Genomic DNA, 21,093 nt, shown 5'->3' on the forward strand with positions numbered 1-21,093 from the left:
AAAGTTTGGACTATGCCGGTTTAGTCGCTGCCGTGACATAGTTCACCGATAAATCCCGATCCGAGATCGACCACGTGAACTGCGCAAAATTGAACACATAGCCTTTGCGATCTACCGGCGTCATGCCCGCCTTTTCCATCAGCGAAAAAAGCTCGTCAGGTGTGATGAATTTTTTCCACTCATGTGTGCCCTTGGGCAGCCAGCGCATGACATATTCCGCACCTACAATCGCCATGGCAAAGCTCTTGGGGTTGCGGTTGATGGTAGAGCAAAGATGTAATCCACCGGGCTTCATCAGTTGTTGGCAGGCATTCAGATAGCCCTGTGGATCGGCCACGTGTTCAACCACTTCCATATTCAGCACGACGTCGAACTGCTCGCCCGCCTCGGCAAGGGCCTCGGCGGTTGTATGGCGGTAATCGATATCCAGCCCGGATTGGGCGGCGTGGACCTTCGCCACTGGAATGTTCCGCTCAGCCGCGTCGGCACCAACAACTGTAGCGCCCAACCGCGCCATGGGTTCGCAAAGCAATCCGCCGCCACAGCCAATGTCCAGAATGCGAATATCCGTAAATGGTTTGGGTTTGGCCAGGTCGCGTCCGAACTCGGCAGCGATTTGGCTGGTGATATAGTCCAACCGCACGGGATTCATCATGTGTAGCGGTTTGAATTTTCCGTTCAAATCCCACCACTCGGCGGCCATCGCCTCGAACTTGGCAATTTCTTCGGGGTCTACGGTATTTGTGGCCGACATTTTGCGCCTCGTGTGATGGTCAGTAGGTCTGATACGCGATATAGGATGCATATGGACAAAGTCGTAGGACAAAAGCGCCCAGGTGCGCATCTTTATCAACCGATTGATCCCTTTGATCAGCGGATGCTGAAGGTTGGCGACGGCCATCGCATCTATGTAGAGCAATGCGGTAATCCTGACGGTATTCCCGTTGTTGTCCTGCATGGCGGGCCCGGCGGCGGCTGTAGTCCGGCGATGCGCCGCTACTTTGATCCTAATACCTTTCGTGTGATTCTGTTTGATCAGCGCGGCTGCGGACGGTCGCGGCCTCATGCATGTGTAGAATCAAACACCACGTGGCATCTGGTCGATGATATTGAACAGATCCGTCAGACACTCGACATTGATCGCTGGATTGTTTTTGGCGGATCTTGGGGTGCGACGCTGGCGCTCATTTATGCGCAGGCCCATCCTGATCGCGTTGCAGCACTGACCTTGCGCGGTGTGTTCCTGATGACCCAGCCAGAGCTTGATTGGTTCTATGGTGGTGGTGCCGGGAAATTCTGGCCTGATCTTTGGGAACGATTTACCAGTATCATTCCAGAAGATGAGCATGATGATCTGATCGGGGCATATCACCGCCGTCTGTTTTCTGGCGATATCCCGCAAGAAACCCGCTTTGCCCGCGCTTGGGCATCTTGGGAGAACGCCCTGGCCTCAATCGACAGTGATGGAATCACCGGCGAAAGCCCCGCTGATTATGCCCGTGCTTTTGCCCGATTGGAAAACCATTACTTCCACAACGCGGGCTTTCTGTCAGAGCAACAGCAAATCCTGCATCCTGATCAGATTGCCAAGATTGCCGATATTCCCGGCGTCATTGTGCAGGGCCGCTATGACATGATTTGCCCACCTGTTTCTGCACATAATCTCTCGCAGCTTTGGCCGAAATCGCGACTTACTTTCATTGGACGGGCCGGACACGCCTTGTCAGAGCCGGGAATAAGTGTTGAATTGGTTCGCACGATGGACATGCTGGGCGCGCAGCGGCATTCGTTGGGGCTTTAGCCTTTGACAGATGAAAAAATGCCCCTACTATTCACGCAGGCAAACGGAGACTTCATAGTTTGGGCAACGTCCTAAAGATTATCTTACAGCGCCTAGCGCTGGGTCTTCTCACTCTCTTGATCGTGTCGATGGTGATCTTTGTGGCGGTTAATCTGCTGCCAGGTGACTTTGCGCAATCCATCCTTGGACAGGGCGCAACGCCAGAGGCTGTTGCCTCGATTCGTACCGACCTTGGCCTCGATCGGCCGCCCGTCACCCGCTATTTCCAATGGCTGGGTGGTGTGTTGCAGGGCGATCTTGGTACCAGCTTTGCACAGGCCAACTTTGCCAGCTTTACCGGTACAGATTCGGGTGCCACCACTGTGGCCCAACAAATCGCACCGCGTTTTGCCAACACCATGTTTCTTGCGATGGTAACTGCGGCGATTGCCGTCCCGTTTTCGATCATCCTTGGTATTCTGGCGGCACTTTACCGGAACACAGTGTTTGACCGTGCCACCAATATTTTCACGCTGTCGTCGATCTCGAGCCCGGAATTCTTTCTCGCTTATATCCTGATCCTGTTTTTGGCGGTGCTGACCCCTATCTTCCCGTCCCTGTCGAACATCTATGAAGGCATGGCGTTCAGCGAGCGTTTGGAGAAATCCATGTTGCCTGCGCTGACGCTCACACTGGTAGTAACAGCGCATATGATGCGCATGACCCGTGCGGCGATTATCAACCTGCTTGCTTCGCCCTATATCGAGATGGCGCGCCTCAAAGGTCTGTCGCCCATGCGCGTGATTGTGAAACATGCTCTGCCAAACGCGCTGGCTCCTATCATCAACGTCATCGCATTGAACCTTGCCTACCTGATCACCGGTGTGGTCGTGGTCGAAGTGGTGTTTGTCTATCCCGGCATCGGTCAGTTGTTCGTTGATAGTGTGAAAATCCGCGATATCCCGGTTGTGCAGGCCTGCTGCCTGATCTTTGCAACTGCGTTTATCCTTCTCAACCTGACGGCTGACATCATGTCGATCCTGTCCAACCCACGGCTGAGGCATCCAAAATGATCTTATGGGCTGTCATAGCACTTGTCGGTATGGGCGCACTCGCTTGGGTGTTCCGGTTCGCGGGGCAATCTGTCACGGGCAATGCGCCCAAGTTCCGCGACATGCCCTATGGGGTTGCTTTCGGATATGTCTTGGGCGCTGCTGTTTTGCTGTGGTTGGTCTGGGCCTATACGCAAGGCCGTAGTTCTGATCAGGCGATTGCCAACAAATTCTTCTTCCTGCGTATCGCCATTGAAGGGTTCATCATCTTTGCGGTTGCCGCTTGGCTGTTCCGTATCCTTGGCCGAAGCCTTGGCACTGCGTGGAGCAAGAAGATGTTCCGCTCGATGCCGCTGACTGCATCTTTCGGTATTCTGACCATCATCATTTATGCCATCTTCGCGATCTTTGCCGGGGCTATCGCGCCTTATGGGCAAGAACAGATCATCCCCGGTGTTGCGGCAAATATCGTGCCGGGCGGTGATCCAGCGCTGGGCGGGAACCCCGAATTCTACTTTGGTACAGACCAAATTGGCCGCGATATTCTAAGCCGCCTGATCTATGGGGCGCAGAACACCGTGGGCATCGCCTTTGCGACGACGCTGCTGGCGTTCTTTATCGGCGGCACCCTAGGTTTCCTTGCGGCGACATTGGGGGGTTGGCTTGATCAGATATTGTCGCGCTTGGTTGATGTCTTGATGGCGATCCCATCGCTGATCTTTGCGCTGCTGTTGATGACCATTGCCAGCGTCTGGGCTCCGCAACTGGGCATTCCGCTGACCGTCTTCATGGTGATCATTATTGCCGTTATCGACAGCACACGCGTCTATCGTTTGGCCCGTGCTGTGGGTCAGAACATCGTGGTCATGGACTACATCGAAGCAGCGAAACTGCGTGGTGAAGGGCTTGGCTATCTGGTGTTCAAGGAAATCCTGCCCAATGCGACGGCACCATTGCTGGCCGAGTTTGGTTTGCGCTTCTGCTTTGTTTTCCTGACCATTGCTGCCCTGTCATTCCTTGGCGTGGGTATCCAGCCACCGCTGGCTGACTGGGGTACGATGGTGCGTGATCTAGGTGGTTTTGTGAACTACGCGCAATTTGCACCCTTGGCTGCAACTGCACCGCTGTTGGCGGCGGGTGCCATTGCATTGCTCACGGTTGCCGTGAACTTTGTGGTCGACTGGATGCTGCATAAATCCTCGGGGCTGAAAGAATGACCGATCAACCGCTCGTCAAAATGCGCGATGTCTGGCTTGAGGGCCGCAGTGATGAATTGTGGAACCCGATTATCAATGGCGTCGATCTGACCCTGCAAAAGGGTGAAGTGCTCGGCTTAATCGGTGAATCCGGTGCGGGCAAATCCACGCTTGGTCTGGCCGCGATGGGGTATACTCGTGATGGTGTGCGTATCAGCAAGGGCTCGGTTGAATTCGACGGAATTGATCTGCTGACGGCATCTGCTGCGGTCAAACGTGAATTGCTGGGCAAGCGCATTGCCTATGTCGCCCAATCTGCCGCGGCGAGCTTCAACCCTGCACACAAGCTGATGGATCAGCATGTGGAAGGCCCGGTGCAGCACGGTGTCATGGGCCGTGGCGACAGCGAGGCTGACGGGATCGAGCTTTACCGCAAGCTGCGTCTGCCAAACCCTGATGAGATTGGTTTCCGCTATCCGCATCAGGTGTCAGGTGGCCAGTTGCAACGCTGCATGACGGCGATGGCCATGTCTTGCCGCCCAGATCTGATCATCTTTGATGAGCCGACAACGGCGCTGGATGTGACAACCCAGATCGAAGTGCTCGCCTCGATCCGCGACATTGTTGAACAGTTTGACACGGCTGCGATCTATATCACCCACGATCTGGCTGTTGTGGCGCAGATGGCGGACACCATTAAGGTACTGCTGAAGGGTGATGAGGTTGAAACCGCCGATACCCGCACAATGCTTTCCGCTCCGACGCAGGAATACACCAAATCACTCTGGGCCGTGCGCAGCTTTGAACGGCCATTGAAACCAGCCGTCCAGACCGGTGCGGTTCCTGTTGTGAGTGTGCAGAACGTCGATGCCTCTTACGGTACAGTGCCTGTTTTGCACGATGTCAGTTTTGATATGCATGAAGGCCGCACTGTGGCCGTTGTGGGTGAAAGTGGATCGGGTAAATCGACGACTGCGCGTTGCATCACCGGGCTTTTGCCGCCCAAGGCGGGGCAAATTCTGGTGAATGGCGAAGTAATGCCGCCGGATTATCGCAAACGGAACAAGGATCAACTGCGCCAGGTTCAGATGATCTATCAGATGGCTGACACCGCGCTGAACCCGCGCATGTCCATTGGTCAGATCATTGCGCGTCCGGTTGAATTCTATCTTGGACTGAAAGGCCGCGAACGGCGCAAGCGCGTGGACAGCCTGCTTGAACAGATCGAGCTTGAGCCGTCGCAGTATTATCACCGTCTGCCATCCGAGCTGTCGGGCGGCCAGAAACAGCGCATCGGGATCGCCCGCGCATTGGCGGCAGAGCCCAAGTTCATCATCTGTGACGAGGTGACATCCGCGCTGGATCAACTTGTCGCTGAAGGCATTCTGCGACTATTGGCGCGATTGCAGGACGAACTGTCGCTTTCATATATGTTCATCACACATGATCTTGCGACCGTTCGGGCAATCGCAGACGAGGTTGTGGTGATGAAGGATGGCCGTGTGGTCGAGCAAGGACCAAAGAAAGACATGTTCAAGCCACCGCACCACGCCTACACCGATCTGTTGCTATCATCGGTCCCCGAAATGGACCCTGATTGGCTGACTAATCTGCTCAATGAACGTGGAGTTGATAACATCGGCGACGCGGCAGTTGATAAGATGTAAAACGAATCGCCTGATTGGTGATCCAGATAACCGGGCGAAGAACGCCTGTTCCAAAAAACTAGGGAGAACGAAAATATGCATGGAATTAGTAGACGCGGTTTATTGAAAACAGGTGCGGCGGCTGGTGTGCTTGGCCTGACGGGTATGCCCCTGCGCGCCCAAACACGTGGTGGCAAGCTGACAGCGGGTCTGTCCGGCGCCAACACATCCGATAGCTGGGATGGCCGGACACACTCTGACCTTTTCATGATTGCATCGGCGCAAGGTGCTGTTTTTGACGGCCTGACGGAAATTGCCGCTGATGGATCGCTCAAGGGTGAATTGGCCGAAAGCTGGGAAGCCTCAGCCGATGCCAAGACATGGACATTCAACCTGCGCCAGGGCGTGACGTTCCACAACGGCAAGTCCTTTGGTGCGGATGATGTGATTGAATCGTTGCAACTGCACGTGGCCGAGGGCGCGAAATCTGCCGCACAGCCGATCGTTGCCGCGATCACAGAGATGACAAAGATTACGGACAGTCAGGTGCAGTTCACGCTGGCATCGGGCAACGCCGACTTCCCGTATCTGATGTCTGACTATCACCTTCTGATGTATCCAGCTGGTCAAACAGAAGAGGCGATTGCCCAAGGCATCGGCACAGGCCTTTATCAGGTCCAGTCATTCGATCCCGGTGTGCGCATGGTCGCTACACGGTATCCAGACCACTATAAGGGCGACAGCGCCGGTTTCTTTGACGAGATCGAATACATCGCCATCAACGACAACACCGCGCGTATGAATGCGCTGATGACCGGTCAGGTTGATGCGGTTAACCGGATCGACTTTAAAACCGAAGCGCTGCTGCGGGCGAACCCTGCATTGCGTATTCAGGAAGTAACCGGGAACCAGCAGTACACATTCCCGATGCTGACAGACACCGCGCCGTTCAACGATGTGAATGTCCGTCGTGCGCTGAAGTACGGCATCAATCGTCAGGAAATGGTCGACAAAATCCTGCTTGGTCACGGTGCTGTTGGCAACGACACGCCAATTGGCCCAGCAAACCAGTACTACGCCGCTGACATGGAGCAGCTGGAGTATGACCCGGATCAGGCCAAGTTCTACCTGCAGCAGGCGGGTCTCGACAGTCTCGACATCGACCTGTCCGCATCCAACGCAGCGTTCGAAGGTGCGGTTGATGCGGCGCAACTGTTCCAAGCCTCTGCGTCTGCGGGTGGTATCAATATCAACGTGGTACAAGAACCATCTGATGGTTACTGGTCCAACGTCTGGCTGAAAAAGCCATTCTGTGCGTGTTATTGGTCTGGTCGTGCAACCGAAGACTGGATGTTCTCAACAGCCTATGAGGCTGGTGTTCCTTGGAACGACAGCCAGTGGGACGAGACCGACAGCGCCCGCTTCCAAGAACTGCTGCTGACCGCGCGTGCGGAACTCGACAGTGATAAGCGTCGCGATCAATACACCGAAATGCAGCAGATCCTGCGTGACGATGGCGGCGTTCTGGTGCCGATGTTTGCCAACTACGTGCAGGCCGTGAACAACCGGATCTCGTCACCTGATACCGTGGGTAACCTCTGGCAGATGGACAACGCCCGCATGGCCGAGCGTTGGTCTGTAGCGTAAGATTGATCACATAAGACGACGACGCCCCGCCGGTCTCCGGTGGGGCGTCTGCATTTTGAAGAGGTGGCAATCCGCCTATTGAACAAGTTGTGAACGGGTTGTTTCAACCTGGTTCACTGGCTCACAGACATAAGATTTCGACATGGCGATCCTTCATCTTGGGGATTGCATTGAACGAATAGGAAGCACTTATGTCTTACACTGTCTTGCGCAAAATCATGCATGTCAGCGCAATCGCGCTGATCGTCACAACTGCTGGTGGCGCGGGTGTCATGCTCACAGCCGATGCCGCCTATGCCGAGCGCGGCGGCAACGGAAATGGCAACGGAAATGGCAATGGTGGTGGCAATGGTGGTGGCAATGGCAACGGTCGCAACAACGATCGCGATAGTGCGGGCAGCAGCAATGGCAATGGTCGCGACAATGCTGGCAATGCAAATCGCAACAGAAACAACGGAAATGGCAACGGTCGCGGCGCGATAGCAAGCGAACTTAGGGGATTGAACGCGGCCCATGCCAACCAGCGCGCCATGGAGAATGCATCACCCAACAGCATGCCCGGCAGGCTTTACGCGTATCAAGTTGAACAGCAGGACATCGAAGCGGGGATTGAAGGTGCCGAAGCTGATGAGCGCATAGCGCAGGCGGAATATGACCGTCTTATTGGCCTGTCCGAAGATGAGATTGCCGCAGAGTTCCCTGATGGGGGCTACGAAGACGCCCTCACTGTTGCAGCCAACGACTTGTTGACTGCGCAAGGAAATACTGATGCGGCGCAGGAACGCGAGAATGAGAGCCTGATGGTGCTAACTGGTGGGCGTACCCTAAGTGAGGATGCTCTTGCAGAGCTCAATCGCTTGTTAGGCCTCTGACACTCACGTTCTTTGGAGCAAGCTGCCAATGGTGGCTTGCCCCTTGCACCTTCCCCCACCTTCTACTATATCATCGACAACAGCGGCATCTGGCTTCCACCCCCAGACACCACCGAAATTCACAACGGGCCGCGCGCCCGTTTTTTTGTGTCCGAATGATAAGTCGGAAAGTATGATGAACGACCTGATCGCCAAAGCGGCCATTGACCGCCGCATCGCTGAAATTATTACCCCAGTTGTCGAGGACATGGGGTTCGAAGTTGTGCGCGTCCGACTGATGTCGGGCAAGGAAAGCATCTTGCAGATCATGGTGCAGCGCCCAGATGGCCAGATTGAGGTTGATGAATGTGGTCAGGTTTCGACCGCACTCAGCGCCGTGCTGGATGTCGAAGACCCTATTCTGGATGTCTATAACCTCGAAGTGTCCAGCCCCGGTATCGACCGCCCGCTCACACGGATGAAAGATTTCGATCAGTGGGAAGGCTTTGAAGCCAAGATCGAAACTGATGAGCTGATTGATGGCCGCCGCCGCTTTAAGGGCCAGTTGGCTGGCACCGAAGGCGATGAGGTTTTGATCGAAATCGCTGAAGGCACGATTGGCCTCAAATTTGAATGGCTGTCAGACGCCAAATTGGTCCTGACAGATGAGTTGATCCGCGACGTATTGCGCGGACGCAAAGATGCGGGTCAGATTGACGAGACCCAGTTTGATGAAATCGAAACCATCATTGATGGCGAGGAGAACACTTAATGGCATACACATCCGCCAACCAGTTGGAGCTTTTGCAAACAGCAGAGGCCGTGGCCCGCGAAAAGAACATCGAGCCCGGGCTTGTTGTGGAAGCGATGGAAGAATCGCTCGCCCGTGCGGCGAAGTCTCGCTATGGGGCCGAGATGGACATTCGTGTCGCCATCGACCGCAAGACCGGTAAGGCGACGTTTACGCGTGTGCGGACTGTCGTCGAGGAAGAAGAGCTTGAGAACTATCAGGCGGAGTTTACCGTCGCGCAGGCCAAAGAGTACATGGAAGACCCAGAGGTCGGCCAGCAATTCATCGAAGAAGTGCCCCCGGTTGAGCTGGGCCGGATTGCCGCACAGTCCGCCAAGCAGGTCATCCTGCAAAAGGTCCGCGAAGCCGAACGTGACAAGCAGTACGAAGAATTCAAGGATCGCGCTGGCACGATCATCAACGCGCTGGTCAAGCGTGAAGAATACGGCAATGTCATTGTTGACGTCGGCGCTGGTGAGGCCGTTCTGCGTCGCAACGAAAAGATCGGTCGCGAGGCTTATCGCCCGAATGACCGCATCCGTTGTTTCATCAAGGAAGTGCGCCGCGAACAGCGTGGCCCGCAGATTTTCCTGAGCCGCACAGCGCCTGAGTTCATGGCCGAACTGTTCAAAATGGAAGTGCCCGAGATTTACGAAGGTATCATCGAAATCAAGGCCGTCGCCCGTGATCCCGGTTCGCGTGCGAAGATTGCTGTGATTTCCTATGACGGTTCCATCGACCCGGTCGGTGCCTGTGTCGGTATGCGTGGTTCGCGCGTTCAGGCCGTTGTGAATGAATTGCAAGGCGAGAAGATTGATATCATTCCGTGGAATGAAGATATGCCGACGTTCCTTGTGAACGCGTTGCAGCCTGCTGAGGTGTCCAAGGTCGTTCTGGACGAAGAAGCTGGTAAGATCGAAGTCGTTGTTCCAGAAGAGCAACTGTCGCTGGCCATTGGCCGCCGCGGCCAGAACGTGCGTCTTGCGTCACAGCTGACCGGCCTCGACATCGACATCATGACCGAGGAAGAAGAGAGCAAGCGTCGTCAGGCCGAGTTCGAACTGCGCACGAAATTGTTCATGGATACCCTTGATCTGGACGAATTCTTTGCCCAACTTCTAGTTTCAGAAGGGTTCACGAACCTGGAAGAAGTCGCCTACGTCGAACTTGACGAACTTTTGGTCATCGAAGGCGTAGACGAAGGTACGGCTGGCGAATTGCAGGCCCGTGCGCGTGACTATCTGGAAGCCGAAGCCAAGAAAGCCATGGAAGCGGCCCGCGCATTGGGTGTCGAAGACAGCCTTGCGAATTTCGAAGGTCTGACACCTGCGATGCTTGAGGCGCTGGGTAAAGATGGCGTGAAAACGCTGGAAGACTTTGCAACCTGTGCTGACTGGGAGCTGGCCGGTGGGTGGACCACGGTTGATGGCGAGCGCACCAAGGACGACGGTGTGCTTGAGCCGTTTGATGTCTCTTTGGAAGAGGCACAAAATATGGTCATGACCGCCCGCGTTATGCTGGGCTGGGTTGATCCCGCCGATCTTGAGCCCGACGTCGAGGAAGACGAAGAGCTGACCGAGGAGGCTGAGGCCTGATTTCAGGCCTCTGAGGTTCGCAGATGGCGCGTGGTGGCCATAACAAAGACCGGGGCGATGCGGAACGTAAATGCATCGTCACCGGTGGGGTACAGCCAAAGGCTGGGCTGATCCGCTTTATTGTGGGGCCGGATAATCAGGTTGTGCCTGATATCTTGGGCAAGCTGCCGGGCCGGGGCATGTATGTGACCGCTGACCGCAAGGCGCTTGAAGAAGCGAAGAAGGGTCAGTTCTCACGGTCGGCCAAGCAGGCAGTGACTGTACCTGATGGTCTGGCGGACGAAGTTGAACGCCAACTGGCCCGCCGCACCGTCGATCTGATCGCGTTGACCCGGAAATCGGGGCGTGCGGTTTGCGGATTTGAGAAGGTAAAGGGCTGGCTTGCCGGTGGTGAGCGGGTCCGTGTTCTGGTTCAGGCCTCTGACGGGTCCGAGCGGGGCAAAACAAAACTATGGACCCCCGAAGGGGCCCGATATTTCGGCTGTTTGACGGCGCAGGAATTGGGTTTGGCATTTGGGCGGCAAAGTGTGATACATGGCGCGCTTGCGACTGGTGGACTCAGCAATCGTGTTGTAGACGAAGCCACAAAGCTACGCGGTTTGCGCGAAACGAACGGGGGCGATGCGGCCTCCGGGAAGGATAAAGAAGCTAAATGAGCGATAACGACGGTAAAAAGACACTCGGCCTTGGTGGTTCACGTCCTTCAAACGTAAAGCAGAGCTTTAGCCACGGGCGGACCAAGAACGTCGTGGTGGAAACCAAACGCAAACGCGTTGTGGTCCCCAAGCCCGGTGCGGCCAAGCCTGCGGTCTCTGGCGGCGGTTCCTACGGTGGTGACCCTTCCAAGCGTCCTGCCGGTATTTCCGATGTGGAACTTGAGCGCCGGATGAAGGCGCTGAAGCTGGCGAAAGCCCGTGAAGCCGAAGAAACTGCAAAACGCGAAGCTGAAGAAAAAGAACGTGCCGCTGAACGCGAGGCGCGCCGCGCCCAGATCGAAGCCAAAGAGGCCGAAGATCGCGAACGCGAGGAACGTGCCAAAGCCAAGGCCGCAGAAGAAGAGCGCAAGAAAGCCGCAGAAGCCAGCGCAAAGGCTGCTGCCGCTGCACCGCCTGCCGCTGCCGCAGTGCCCGGCGAGACCGAGATTTCGCGCCCAACTGCTGCACCGCGCAAGACGGACCGCCCGCAGGAAAACCGCGATAACAAATCCAAGGCAAAGCCTGGACGTGGCAACGACGGGCGCCGCTCTGGCAAACTGACCGTGAGCGATGCGATGGCCGGCCGCGATGGTGGCCGTCAGCGTTCGATGGCTGCAATGAAGCGCAAACAGGACCGCGCCCGCGCGAAAGCGATGGGTGTATCTGCTGAGCGTGAAAAGGTTTTCCGCGAAGTGGCACTGCCAGAGGCGATTACTGTTTCTGAATTGGCCAACCGCATGACCGAGCGTGTGGCTGACGTTGTGAAGGCGTTGATGACAAACGGCATCATGGCGACACAGAACCAGACAATTGACGCGGATACCGCAGAACTGATCATCGAAGAATTCGGCCACAAGGTTGTCCGCGTGTCTGACGCTGATGTCGAGGACGTCATCCAGGCTGTGGAAGACAAGCCAACAGACCTGCAAGGTCGCCCACCGATCATCACAATCATGGGCCACGTTGACCATGGTAAAACATCGTTGCTTGACGCGATCCGTAACGCGAAAGTTGTGGCTGGCGAGGCTGGTGGCATTACCCAGCACATCGGTGCCTATCAGGTGACAACCGAAAGCGGCGCTGTGCTGTCCTTCCTTGATACACCGGGCCACGCGGCGTTTACGTCGATGCGCTCACGTGGTGCGCAAGTGACTGATATCGTGGTACTTGTTGTGGCTGCTGACGATGCGGTTATGCCGCAGACGATTGAGGCGATTAATCACGCCAAGGCCGCTCAAGTGCCAATGATCGTGGCGATCAACAAGATCGACAAACCCGAAGCAAACCCCGACAAAGTCCGTACGGACCTGCTCCAGCACGAGGTCATCGTTGAAAAGATGTCCGGTGATGTGCAGGACGTTGAGGTTTCTGCCATCTCTGGTCAGGGTCTGGATGAACTGCTTGAGGCGATTGCGCTGCAGGCAGAAATTCTCGAACTCAAAGCCAACCCGGATCGTGCCGCCGAAGGTGCCGTGATCGAGGCACAATTGGACGTGGGTCGCGGCCCAGTGGCCACCGTTCTGGTTCAGAACGGTACGTTGCGCCAAGGCGATATCTTTGTTGTGGGCGAGCAGTACGGTAAAGTTCGTGCGCTGATCAACGACAAGGGTGAGCGCGTTAAAGAAGCTGGTCCAGCGGTACCTGTTGAGGTGCTTGGCCTGAACGGCACACCCGAAGCAGGCGACGTGTTGAACGTTGTTGATACAGATGCGCAGGCCCGTGAAATCGCGGAATACCGCGAGAAAGCTGCGAAAGAGAAACGCGCAGCAGCTGGCGCTGCGACAACGCTTGAACAGTTGATGGCGAATGCCAAGGCGGACGAAAACGTCAGCGAATTGCCAATTCTGGTGAAAGCGGACGTGCAGGGTTCCGCCGAAGCGATCGTGCAAGCGATGGAGAAAATCGGCAACGATGAGGTCCGCGTGCGCGTCCTACACTCTGGTGTCGGTGCGATCACCGAAACCGATATCGGTTTGGCCGAAGCGTCCGGCGCCCCAGTGTTTGGTTTTAACGTGCGTGCGAATGCATCCGCCCGGAACACAGCCAACCAAAAGGGTGTCGAGATTCGCTATTACTCTGTCATCTATGATCTTGTGGATGATGTGAAAGCAGCGGCTTCTGGTCTGCTTTCTGCTGAAATTCGCGAGAAATTCATCGGCTACGCCAAAATCCAGGAGGTCTTTAAGGTCTCTAACGTGGGTAAGGTCGCTGGCTGTTTGGTGACCGAAGGTGTGGCGCGTCGTTCCGCTGGCGTGCGTTTGCTGCGCGACAACGTGGTGATCCACGAAGGCACACTGAAGACGTTGAAGCGCTTCAAGGACGAGGTGCCAGAGGTGCAGTCCGGTCAAGAATGCGGCATGGCGTTTGAGAACTACGAAGACATCCGCCCTAATGACGTGATCGAGATTTTCGAGCGCGAAGAGGTTGAACGGAACCTGTAAGTTTCAGGAACAGATTGTGAAAAAGGGCGGCCCACTGGGCCGCCCTTTTGCGATTGATCTTAGAAACATTAAGCCGATTGATGCACATCAAGGCCCATGTTTCCCACATTAGCTATCATTTCCTTATCCAATCACATGAAAGGATAAGACATGTTTAAGAAGATTGTTGTCGGTATTGATGGGTCGGATAACGCAAACCATGCGCTCACATTGGCCTGTGATCTAGCGAATAAATACGACTCTGAAATTCACCTTGTGCATACACCACAGCCACAAACAGTTGCTTTTGCCTTGGGCGCAGTGGCTAGTTATCACGTTGTAACGACTATGCCGTCTGCCAGTGAGGTTCAGGAAGCAAGCGAGAAAGTCTTGAAAGCAGGACAGGAGCTTGCTGCGAAAAATGGCCAGACCATTGCGCATACATATGGCCAACAGGGTGATCCCGCAGATGAGTTGGTGGCTTGTGCCGAGAACTGCGGCGCGGACCTGATCGTGACAGGACGCCGCGGATTGGGCAGCGTTGGGGCGTTAGTGCAAGGAAGCACGTCACAGCGTGTCAACCATTTGGCCAAATGTGCCTGTCTGTCGGTGGTCTGACCGACCCGCCCATCGGGCGGCAGAATTGATGGCACATGCGATCAATTCCAAAGAAAAGAAAGGCGGCCTGCGCGGCGACGGACAAGGCCACCTCGCAGAGCTTTTTGATTACTTGTTGTAGTAGGCCCGGAACCCAGCCTGCACCGTCTGGAACCACTCGCCGTTGTTACGAATATTCGCCAGACCGGTGTTTACGGCCTCTAGAATGGCGTCTCCATCTGGGTTGTCCTTGTGTACATAGAGGGTCAGAACACTGACGGATGACACCTTGTCATTCACAGCAATCTGTTCGTCGACACCAAGACGGCCAACAACATCGGCAGCTTGGCTTAGCTCCAACTCGACTGCGTCCACTGATCCAGCAACCAATTGCTCAAAGCATTCCTCTGGTGTGGACGGACGGCTGTAGGTCACTGCGTTTTCGGCAACACCACCAGCAGACAGAACAATCGCGCTGTAACCATCGGGCACGCAAACAATCTTGCCTGTAAAATCAGCCGCGGCCGCAGCCGTTGCCAACGGGTCGCCATTGCGGGTGATCATGCCGGTCACGATTTCATAGACTGGGTCAGCAAAGCGGTAGTTGTCACAACGCGCCTGCATGTCGTCACTCAGCGCGTCAGCTTCACAGTTAGGAAGAATCCACGGGAATGTGCCGTCAAATGCGCCGGATGGCAGCAGCACTTCCATGTGGGAACCCCAGTCATTCACGAATGTGATCTTGGTGTCGGCTTGACCCTCGACGGATGCCAATGCATTGCGCAAAATTTGCGTGATGACCCCGCCGCCTTCCATATTCTCGTCGGTGAAAGGCTGGTAGTCGCTTCCTGTCACAAGATGAATGTCCAGCTTGTCGGCTGATGCAAGTGTGACAGCAGGCGTTGCGGTGGATTTTTGCGCGGCAGCGGCGGTTGCGCCCGGCAATGTGCCATCCAGGCAAGGCAGCTCCAGACGCATCCCAACAGAGATGGAATTGGGGTTGCTGCCAATCTGGTTGCGGTTCGCGTCCCAAACCTGCTGGTAGTTGATGCTGCCGTAGGCCTCTTTTGCAATTGCGCTGAGCGAGTCGCCAGCCTGAATCCGGTATGTTGTGCAGGCCTCTTGAGCGCTTGCGATGGAAGTGCCCATAAGGATGATCGCGCCTGCGACGCCCAGTTTAGCTGTCATTTTTTCTCGTGTCCTTTCACTAGAGTGTCTGAAAGCAGAGCAGCCGGTACCAACCGATGGCCAGACAACTTGTCCGGACCGCCAAGGATTGAATGAACAGAAACCCCACTCGATCTACCGGAATTAGAAAGCAATCGTGGTCAAAATTTGGCACAGGTGTGGCCGCTAACGTCAGGTAATCTTACAAAATTTGGGCTTGTGTTGGGCGCGCCAGTCGTGACGCGCCCAACACAACCTAGAGCCAATCCCGCAGGATCGGGATCAACGGAACATCTGCCGCTGGCATTGGGTAGTTCCGCAATTCATGCGCCCGCACCCATTTGAGCGCCTGCCCCTCACGCGATTGGGGTGCTCCATCCCATTTACGGCAAGCAAAGAGCGGCATGAGCAGGTGAAAGTCGTCGTAGCTGTGGCTAGCGAATGTCAGCGGGGCGAGGCAAGACGCCCAAGTGTCGATCCCCAGCTCTTCTTGCAATTCGCGGATCAGTGCCGCCTCTGGCGTTTCACCGGGTTCGACTTTGCCGCCGGGAAATTCCCACAGACCGGCCATCGATTTGCCCTCGGGGCGTTGGGCGATTAGCACGCGCCCGTCGGGATCGATCAATGCGACGGCAGAGACCAGAACCGTCTTCAAGACCGGTAATCCGCATTGATGCTGATGTAGCCGTGCGTCAGGTCGCAAGTCCACACAGTGCTTTGGCCCGTGCCAACCCCAAGATCAACGCCGACCTCTAGTTCCTGGTTTTTCATATACGCGCTGGCCGCATCTTCGGAGTAATCCGGTGCGCGCCATCCGTTTTCGGCCACGGTGATATCGCCAAAACGGATGCTCAACCGGTCCCGGTCGGCCTGCGCGCCGGATTTACCAACCGCCATGACGACGCGGCCCCAATTGGCGTCCTCTCCCGCGATGGCCGTTTTGACGAGCGGTGAGTTGGCGACAGAAAGCGCGACTTTATGCGCATCTAGGTCGTTTGTTGCACCAGTCACCGCGATGGTGACGAACTTTGTCGCCCCTTCGCCATCGCGCACCACTTGGTGTGCGAGATCTTGCATCACTTCGTGCAGCGCATTTGCAAATGCTGTGCTGTCCGTCACATCGGCGCCTGACGCGCCTGTCGCCCCGACCATGAGCGTGTCTGAGGTTGATGTATCGCTATCGACGGTGATGCAGTTGAACGTCTTGCTGTTCAGCTGCGCGACCAATGTTTGCAATGCGTCCTGTGCGATCAGGCCATCCGTAAAGATGTAGACCAACATAGTGGCCATATCGGGGGCAATCATGCCGGACCCTTTGGCGATGCCTGCGATTTTGACGGGTGTCCCATTGATATCGACCGTCGCCGCGGCACCTTTGGGAAAGGTATCGGTTGTCATGATCGCGCAAGCGGCATCGGCGATGCCTTTTGACGTCTGATTCTTGTGCAGTGCCGCGACCTTGTCGATGATCCGATCATGGGGAAGCGGTTCACCAATGACGCCGGTCGATGCCGTAAACACCCGGTTGGCCGCAACACCTGTCGCCCCTGAAATCGCCTTGGTCAGCGCTGTGACCGAGGCCACGCCAACGCCCCCCGTAAAGGCGTTTGAATTCCCTGAATTAACAAGGATCGCGGCCGGGCCGTCAGGATCGCTGCCCAGCTTGGCCTGACAGTCCAGCACTGGGGCAGAGCGTGTGGCGGAGCGGGTAAAGACCCCCGCCACAGACGTGCCCGATGCCAATAGCGCCAGCATCACGTCGTCACGATCAGCGTATTTCACCCCTGCCGCCGCAGAGGCGAAAGTGACCCCATCGATTTGCGGCAGATCAGGGAACTGGGCAGGGGCGAGCGGCGAGACCGGCAAGGGATTAGTCCAGCAGCTCGATCTGGTCGAGCAGGTTGGGGTCAAATTGACCTTCCTCCGGCTCAACAATGGTTTCGGCCTCGGCAAGTTCTTCTAGGCGCGCGGTGATCGCTGCCTCTTGCAGCTCTGCGGCAATTTCGCGGCCAACCTGATCAAGCGTTGGCTGGGGTTGCGCGCGTCTTTCGATCAAGGTGGCAACGTGCCAGCCAAATTGTGTCTCAAATGGTTCGCTCACGCCGCCGATTTCAAGCGATGTGATCTGATCCTCGAACTCGGGCACCATGGCGCCTGCGCCGAACCACCCCAGATCACCACCATTGGGCCCTGTTGGGCCAGTCGAGACATCACGGGCGACATCGGCAAAAGCGGCACCTTCATCGATGCGGGTCTTGGCAGCGGCAGCTTCTTCTTCGGATTCAACCAGCAAATGGGACGCGCGGAACTCGGGGATCTCTTCGGCATTGGCAAAGCGTTCGTCATAGGCCGCCTGCACGTCGTCTTCGGTCACGGCGGAATTGCCGATGTCGGTGATGACTTCTGCGGCGCGCAGCGAACGGCGCTCGTTGGTTAGGATATATGCGATGGTGCCCGGCTCGGCCTCAAGCGCGTCAGACAGAAGCTGCTGCTGGATCAGCTGATCAACAAGACCGTCAAAAAGCAGCTCATTTGGGAACTGGGCGTATTGCTGTGGCAGGTTTTGGCGGGCGATCAGCACCTCACCAAGGGTGATTTCGGTGTCGCCCACTTTGGCCACAACCGTATCAGCAGTGACGTCCTGTGCGGTGGCTGTCGTCGCCAAAGTGGCGCAGACAAGCCCGGCGCCCAAAAATGTCATATGTTTCAGCATTAAAACGATCCCTTGATGTGCCGCGGAGCCCCGCGACGTTGACACTATACATATGGCCCCTTACATCCCATGAAAGCCTCAGAGGGGGCCCGAAGTTGCGTAACCTTGGCCCCTTCTAAGTGGCCTAAGACGGGCCTACAAGCGACCTCCTCTCAAATAGATGTCAGACAGGCGCGACTGCGCCATCGGAGAGAATATGCTGGGTTTCGGAACGATTGCCAAAAAGGTGTTTGGCACCGCAAACGACCGCAAAGTCAAAGCGACCCGCCCGCTGGTCGCCAAGATCAACGACCTCGAGCCGGAATACGAGGCGCTGACCGATGAAGGCATCAAGCAAAAGACCGAAGAACTTGCCAAACGCGCGATGGGCGGAGAAAGCATTGATGCGCTTTTGCCCGAAGCGTTTGCCAACTGTCGCGAGGCCGCCAAACGTGCGCTGGGCCTGCGGGCGTTTGATACACAGTTGATGGGCGGCATCTTTCTGCATCAGGGCAATATCTCTGAGATGAAAACCGGTGAGGGTAAGACCCTCGTGGCGACCTTCCCCGCCTATCTGAACGCGCTCAGCGGCAATGGCGTGCATATCGTCACCGTGAACGATTATCTGGCCCGCCGTGACTCGGAATGGATGAGCAAGGTGTATGGCGCATTGGGCCTGACCACTGGTGTGATCTATCCCCAGCAGCCCGAAGACGAAAAAAAGGCCGCCTACGCTTGTGACGTGACCTACGCGACGAATAACGAACTTGGCTTTGACTATCTGCGTGACAACATGAAGGCGGAGTTGAGCCAGATGTTCCAGCGCGACCACAACTTTGCGATTGTGGACGAGGTTGACAGTATCCTGATCGACGAAGCGCGAACGCCGCTGATTATCTCTGGTCCCGCCCAGGACCGTAGCGAGATGTACGCCACCATCGATAAGATCGTGCCGGAAGTGTCTGAAGATCACTTTACGCTGGACGAAAAGACCCGCCAGGCGACGTTCACCGATGAAGGCAACGATTTTCTGGAACAACGGTTGAGTGCTGCCGGCCTCTTGCCAGAAGGGCAGACGCTTTATGATCCCGAAAGCGCCACGCTGGTCCACCACATCAATCAGGCCCTGCGTGCGCACAAGCTCTTTACCAAAGACAAAGACTATATCGTGCGCGACGACGAAGTTGTTCTGATCGACGAATTTACTGGCCGTATGATGGCCGGGCGTCGTTTGTCCGATGGCCTGCATCAGGCGATTGAGGCCAAGGAAGGATGCTCGATCAAACCAGAGAACGTCACGCTGGCCTCTGTCACTTTCCAGAACTATTTCCGCCTTTATAACAAGCTGGCCGGGATGACAGGCACGGCGGCCACTGAGGCCGAGGAATTTCAGGAAATCTATGGTTTGGGCGTTGTCGAAGTGCCAACCAACCGTCCCATCGCGCGTGCTGATGAAGACGACCAAGTTTATCGCACTGCCGCTGAGAAGTTCACCGGCATCGTGGAAGAGATCAAAGAAGCGCACGCCAACGGTCAGCCTATTTTGGTTGGCACCACTTCGATCGAGAAGTCAGAGGAGCTCGCCCGGCTGCTGGAGGCGCAGGGAATCACCTTTAACGTGCTCAATGCACGCCAGCACGAGCAGGAAGCCCAGATTGTTGCGGATGCGGGTAAGCTGAACGCGGTGACGATTGCCACAAATATGGCCGGTCGCGGCACCGACATTCAGTTGGGCGGCAACGTCGAGATGCGCGTGCTGCAAGCGGTAGCCGATGATCCAGAGGCCGATATCGAAGCACTCCGCGAAAAGATCGAGGCAGAAGTCGCCGACGAAAAGGAAAAAGTGAAAGCTGCGGGTGGTCTGTTTGTGCTTGCTACCGAACGCCACGAAAGCCGCCGGATCGATAACCAGCTGCGTGGCCGGTCCGGCCGTCAGGGTGACCCCGGCCGTTCTGCTTTCTTCCTATCACTCGAAGACGACCTGATGCGCATCTTCGGCTCGGAGCGTTTGGACAAAGTGCTGTCTGGCCTGGGCATGAAAGAGGGCGAAGCGATCGTCCACCCATGGGTGAACAAGTCACTGGAGCGCGCGCAGGCTAAGGTTGAGGGTCGCAACTTTGATATCCGCAAACAGCTTTTGAAGTTTGACGATGTGATGAACGATCAGCGGAAGGTCATCTTTTCGCAACGCCGCGAAATCATGGAAGCCAAGAACCTGTCGGACGTCACCAAGGACATGCGCGATCAGGTGATTGATGATCTGGTGCATGACTACATGCCGCCAAAAACCTATGCAGATCAATGGAATACGGAAGCGCTTTATGCATCTGTCATTGAAAATATCGGCATCGATGTACCTGTCATGGCGTGGGCAGATGAAGAGGGTGTCGATGACGATGACATCCGTGAGCGGCTTGAAGAGGCCGCGGATGCTTATATGGCCGAAAAGGCCGAGGCATTTGGCGACGATACGATGCGCAGCGTTGAAAAGCAGCTTTTGCTGCAAACGATTGATGCCAAGTGGCGCGAACATCTGCTGACGCTGGAGCACTTGCGGTCAGTTGTTGGTTTTCGGAGCTATGCCCAGCGTGACCCGCTGAATGAATACAAGACCGAAGGTTTCCAGTTGTTCGAAAGCATGCTGGACGGGTTGCGCACGGACGTGACCAACAAGCTGTCAAAGATCCGGCCGATGTCGAAGGAAGAGCAAGAGCAAATGATCGCGCAGATCCGCCAGCAACAACAGCAGGCAGCAGCGCAAGCTGCAGCAGCGGCTGCTGCCCCCGCCGCTGCGGCGGCGATTGGCGAAGCGCGCGAAGGTTTTGACGAGAATGATCCGGCGACTTGGGGCAATCCGGGGCGGAACGATTCCTGTCCTTGTGGGTCCGGCAAGAAATTCAAACACTGCCATGGGCGACTTGCCTAAATTCTGACATAATCGGGACACTTTAAGACCGCATTCCGG

Annotated in this window: 17 protein-coding genes; 12 read left to right on the forward strand and 5 right to left on the reverse strand. The window is 56.1% G+C overall.

From position 1 onward, the window contains the following. Nucleotides 1-10: 10 nt before the first annotated feature. Nucleotides 11-754, reverse strand: a complete 744-nt coding sequence (gene ubiG, locus DHN10_RS00780; RefSeq protein WP_108813356.1) for a bifunctional 2-polyprenyl-6-hydroxyphenol methylase/3-demethylubiquinol 3-O-methyltransferase UbiG — start codon at nt 752-754, stop codon at nt 11-13. Between the two features lie 51 nt (nt 755-805). Between ubiG and pip the strand changes: the two genes are divergently transcribed. The 11 genes from pip to DHN10_RS00835 all read left to right on the forward strand — a co-directional run bounded on the left by pip (nt 806) and on the right by DHN10_RS00835 (nt 14,290). Continuing rightward, nucleotides 806-1,801, forward strand: a complete 996-nt coding sequence (gene pip, locus DHN10_RS00785) for a prolyl aminopeptidase (RefSeq protein ID WP_108813357.1) — start codon at nt 806-808, stop codon at nt 1,799-1,801. Nucleotides 1,802-1,860: 59 nt separating this feature from the next. Then, entirely contained in the window at nt 1,861-2,853 is a 993-nt protein-coding gene (locus tag DHN10_RS00790) for an ABC transporter permease (protein WP_108813358.1), read from the forward strand. Next, nucleotides 2,850-4,049 (forward strand): ABC transporter permease, encoded by a 1,200-nt coding sequence (locus DHN10_RS00795; protein ID WP_199910615.1) that lies wholly within the window; start codon nt 2,850-2,852, stop codon nt 4,047-4,049. The genes DHN10_RS00790 and DHN10_RS00795 overlap by 4 nt, the downstream gene beginning before the upstream one ends. Continuing rightward, nucleotides 4,046-5,695: an ABC transporter ATP-binding protein gene (locus DHN10_RS00800; protein WP_108813359.1), complete on the forward strand. Its 1,650-nt coding sequence runs from the start codon at nt 4,046-4,048 to the stop codon at nt 5,693-5,695. Before DHN10_RS00795 ends, DHN10_RS00800 begins: the two co-directional genes overlap by 4 nt. 75 nt (nt 5,696-5,770) lie before the next feature. Then, a complete protein-coding gene (locus tag DHN10_RS00805) occupies nt 5,771-7,321 on the forward strand; it encodes an ABC transporter substrate-binding protein (protein WP_108813360.1) in 1,551 nt (516 codons plus the stop codon). 191 nt (nt 7,322-7,512) lie between these two features. After that, nucleotides 7,513-8,193: a hypothetical protein gene (locus DHN10_RS00810; RefSeq protein ID WP_108813361.1), complete on the forward strand. Its 681-nt coding sequence runs from the start codon at nt 7,513-7,515 to the stop codon at nt 8,191-8,193. A gap of 175 nt (nt 8,194-8,368) precedes the next feature. Next, nucleotides 8,369-8,944, forward strand: a complete 576-nt coding sequence (rimP, locus tag DHN10_RS00815) for a ribosome maturation factor RimP (RefSeq protein ID WP_108813875.1) — start codon at nt 8,369-8,371, stop codon at nt 8,942-8,944. Then, complete coding sequence (nusA, locus tag DHN10_RS00820) at nt 8,944-10,557, forward strand: transcription termination factor NusA (RefSeq protein ID WP_108813362.1); 1,614 nt, start codon at nt 8,944-8,946, stop codon at nt 10,555-10,557. The genes rimP and nusA overlap by 1 nt, the downstream gene beginning before the upstream one ends. Before the next feature lie 23 nt (nt 10,558-10,580). Further along, complete coding sequence (locus DHN10_RS00825) at nt 10,581-11,213, forward strand: RNA-binding protein (RefSeq protein WP_108813363.1); 633 nt, start codon at nt 10,581-10,583, stop codon at nt 11,211-11,213. Continuing rightward, nucleotides 11,210-13,693 (forward strand): translation initiation factor IF-2, encoded by a 2,484-nt coding sequence (gene infB, locus DHN10_RS00830; RefSeq protein WP_108813364.1) that lies wholly within the window; start codon nt 11,210-11,212, stop codon nt 13,691-13,693. The genes DHN10_RS00825 and infB overlap by 4 nt, the downstream gene beginning before the upstream one ends. 150 nt (nt 13,694-13,843) lie before the next feature. After that, the gene (locus DHN10_RS00835; protein ID WP_108813365.1) at nt 13,844-14,290 is read left to right on the forward strand and encodes a universal stress protein; all 447 of its coding nucleotides are present in this window, start codon (nt 13,844-13,846) and stop codon (nt 14,288-14,290) included. Between the two features lie 108 nt (nt 14,291-14,398). On the opposite strand, the gene DHN10_RS00840 is transcribed toward DHN10_RS00835, so the two are convergent. From DHN10_RS00840 to DHN10_RS00855, 4 genes are all read right to left on the reverse strand, one after another. Further along, a complete protein-coding gene (locus tag DHN10_RS00840; protein ID WP_108813366.1) occupies nt 14,399-15,457 on the reverse strand; it encodes a LysM peptidoglycan-binding domain-containing protein in 1,059 nt (352 codons plus the stop codon). 235 nt (nt 15,458-15,692) lie between these two features. Beyond that, nucleotides 15,693-16,091: an 8-oxo-dGTP diphosphatase MutT gene (gene mutT, locus DHN10_RS00845; RefSeq protein WP_108813367.1), complete on the reverse strand. Its 399-nt coding sequence runs from the start codon at nt 16,089-16,091 to the stop codon at nt 15,693-15,695. Next, a complete protein-coding gene (argJ, locus tag DHN10_RS00850; RefSeq protein ID WP_108813368.1) occupies nt 16,088-17,302 on the reverse strand; it encodes a bifunctional glutamate N-acetyltransferase/amino-acid acetyltransferase ArgJ in 1,215 nt (404 codons plus the stop codon). The genes mutT and argJ overlap by 4 nt, the downstream gene beginning before the upstream one ends. A 4-nt stretch (nt 17,303-17,306) precedes the next feature. Then, entirely contained in the window at nt 17,307-18,137 is an 831-nt protein-coding gene (locus DHN10_RS00855) for a peptidylprolyl isomerase (RefSeq protein WP_234416939.1), read from the reverse strand. Between the two features lie 208 nt (nt 18,138-18,345). Between DHN10_RS00855 and secA the strand changes: the two genes are divergently transcribed. After that, complete coding sequence (gene secA / locus DHN10_RS00860; protein WP_108813876.1) at nt 18,346-21,054, forward strand: preprotein translocase subunit SecA; 2,709 nt, start codon at nt 18,346-18,348, stop codon at nt 21,052-21,054. Nucleotides 21,055-21,093 lie beyond the last annotated feature (39 nt).

Source organism: Loktanella sp. Alg231-35 (genome assembly GCF_900143545.1).
GTDB lineage: Bacteria > Pseudomonadota > Alphaproteobacteria > Rhodobacterales > Rhodobacteraceae > Yoonia.

Coding starts and splice junctions, on each gene's coding strand:
- ubiG (WP_108813356.1), bottom strand. CDS start 754: ATGTCGGCCACAAATACCGTAGACCCCGAAGAAATTGCCAAGTTCGAG.
- pip (WP_108813357.1), top strand. CDS start 806: ATGGACAAAGTCGTAGGACAAAAGCGCCCAGGTGCGCATCTTTATCAA.
- DHN10_RS00795 (WP_199910615.1), top strand. CDS start 2,850: ATGATCTTATGGGCTGTCATAGCACTTGTCGGTATGGGCGCACTCGCT.
- DHN10_RS00800 (WP_108813359.1), top strand. CDS start 4,046: ATGACCGATCAACCGCTCGTCAAAATGCGCGATGTCTGGCTTGAGGGC.
- DHN10_RS00805 (WP_108813360.1), top strand. CDS start 5,771: ATGCATGGAATTAGTAGACGCGGTTTATTGAAAACAGGTGCGGCGGCT.
- DHN10_RS00810 (WP_108813361.1), top strand. CDS start 7,513: ATGTCTTACACTGTCTTGCGCAAAATCATGCATGTCAGCGCAATCGCG.
- rimP (WP_108813875.1), top strand. CDS start 8,369: ATGAACGACCTGATCGCCAAAGCGGCCATTGACCGCCGCATCGCTGAA.
- nusA (WP_108813362.1), top strand. CDS start 8,944: ATGGCATACACATCCGCCAACCAGTTGGAGCTTTTGCAAACAGCAGAG.
- DHN10_RS00825 (WP_108813363.1), top strand. CDS start 10,581: ATGGCGCGTGGTGGCCATAACAAAGACCGGGGCGATGCGGAACGTAAA.
- infB (WP_108813364.1), top strand. CDS start 11,210: ATGAGCGATAACGACGGTAAAAAGACACTCGGCCTTGGTGGTTCACGT.
- DHN10_RS00835 (WP_108813365.1), top strand. CDS start 13,844: ATGTTTAAGAAGATTGTTGTCGGTATTGATGGGTCGGATAACGCAAAC.
- DHN10_RS00840 (WP_108813366.1), bottom strand. CDS start 15,457: ATGACAGCTAAACTGGGCGTCGCAGGCGCGATCATCCTTATGGGCACT.
- DHN10_RS00855 (WP_234416939.1), bottom strand. CDS start 18,137: ATGACATTTTTGGGCGCCGGGCTTGTCTGCGCCACTTTGGCGACGACA.
- secA (WP_108813876.1), top strand. CDS start 18,346: ATGCTGGGTTTCGGAACGATTGCCAAAAAGGTGTTTGGCACCGCAAAC.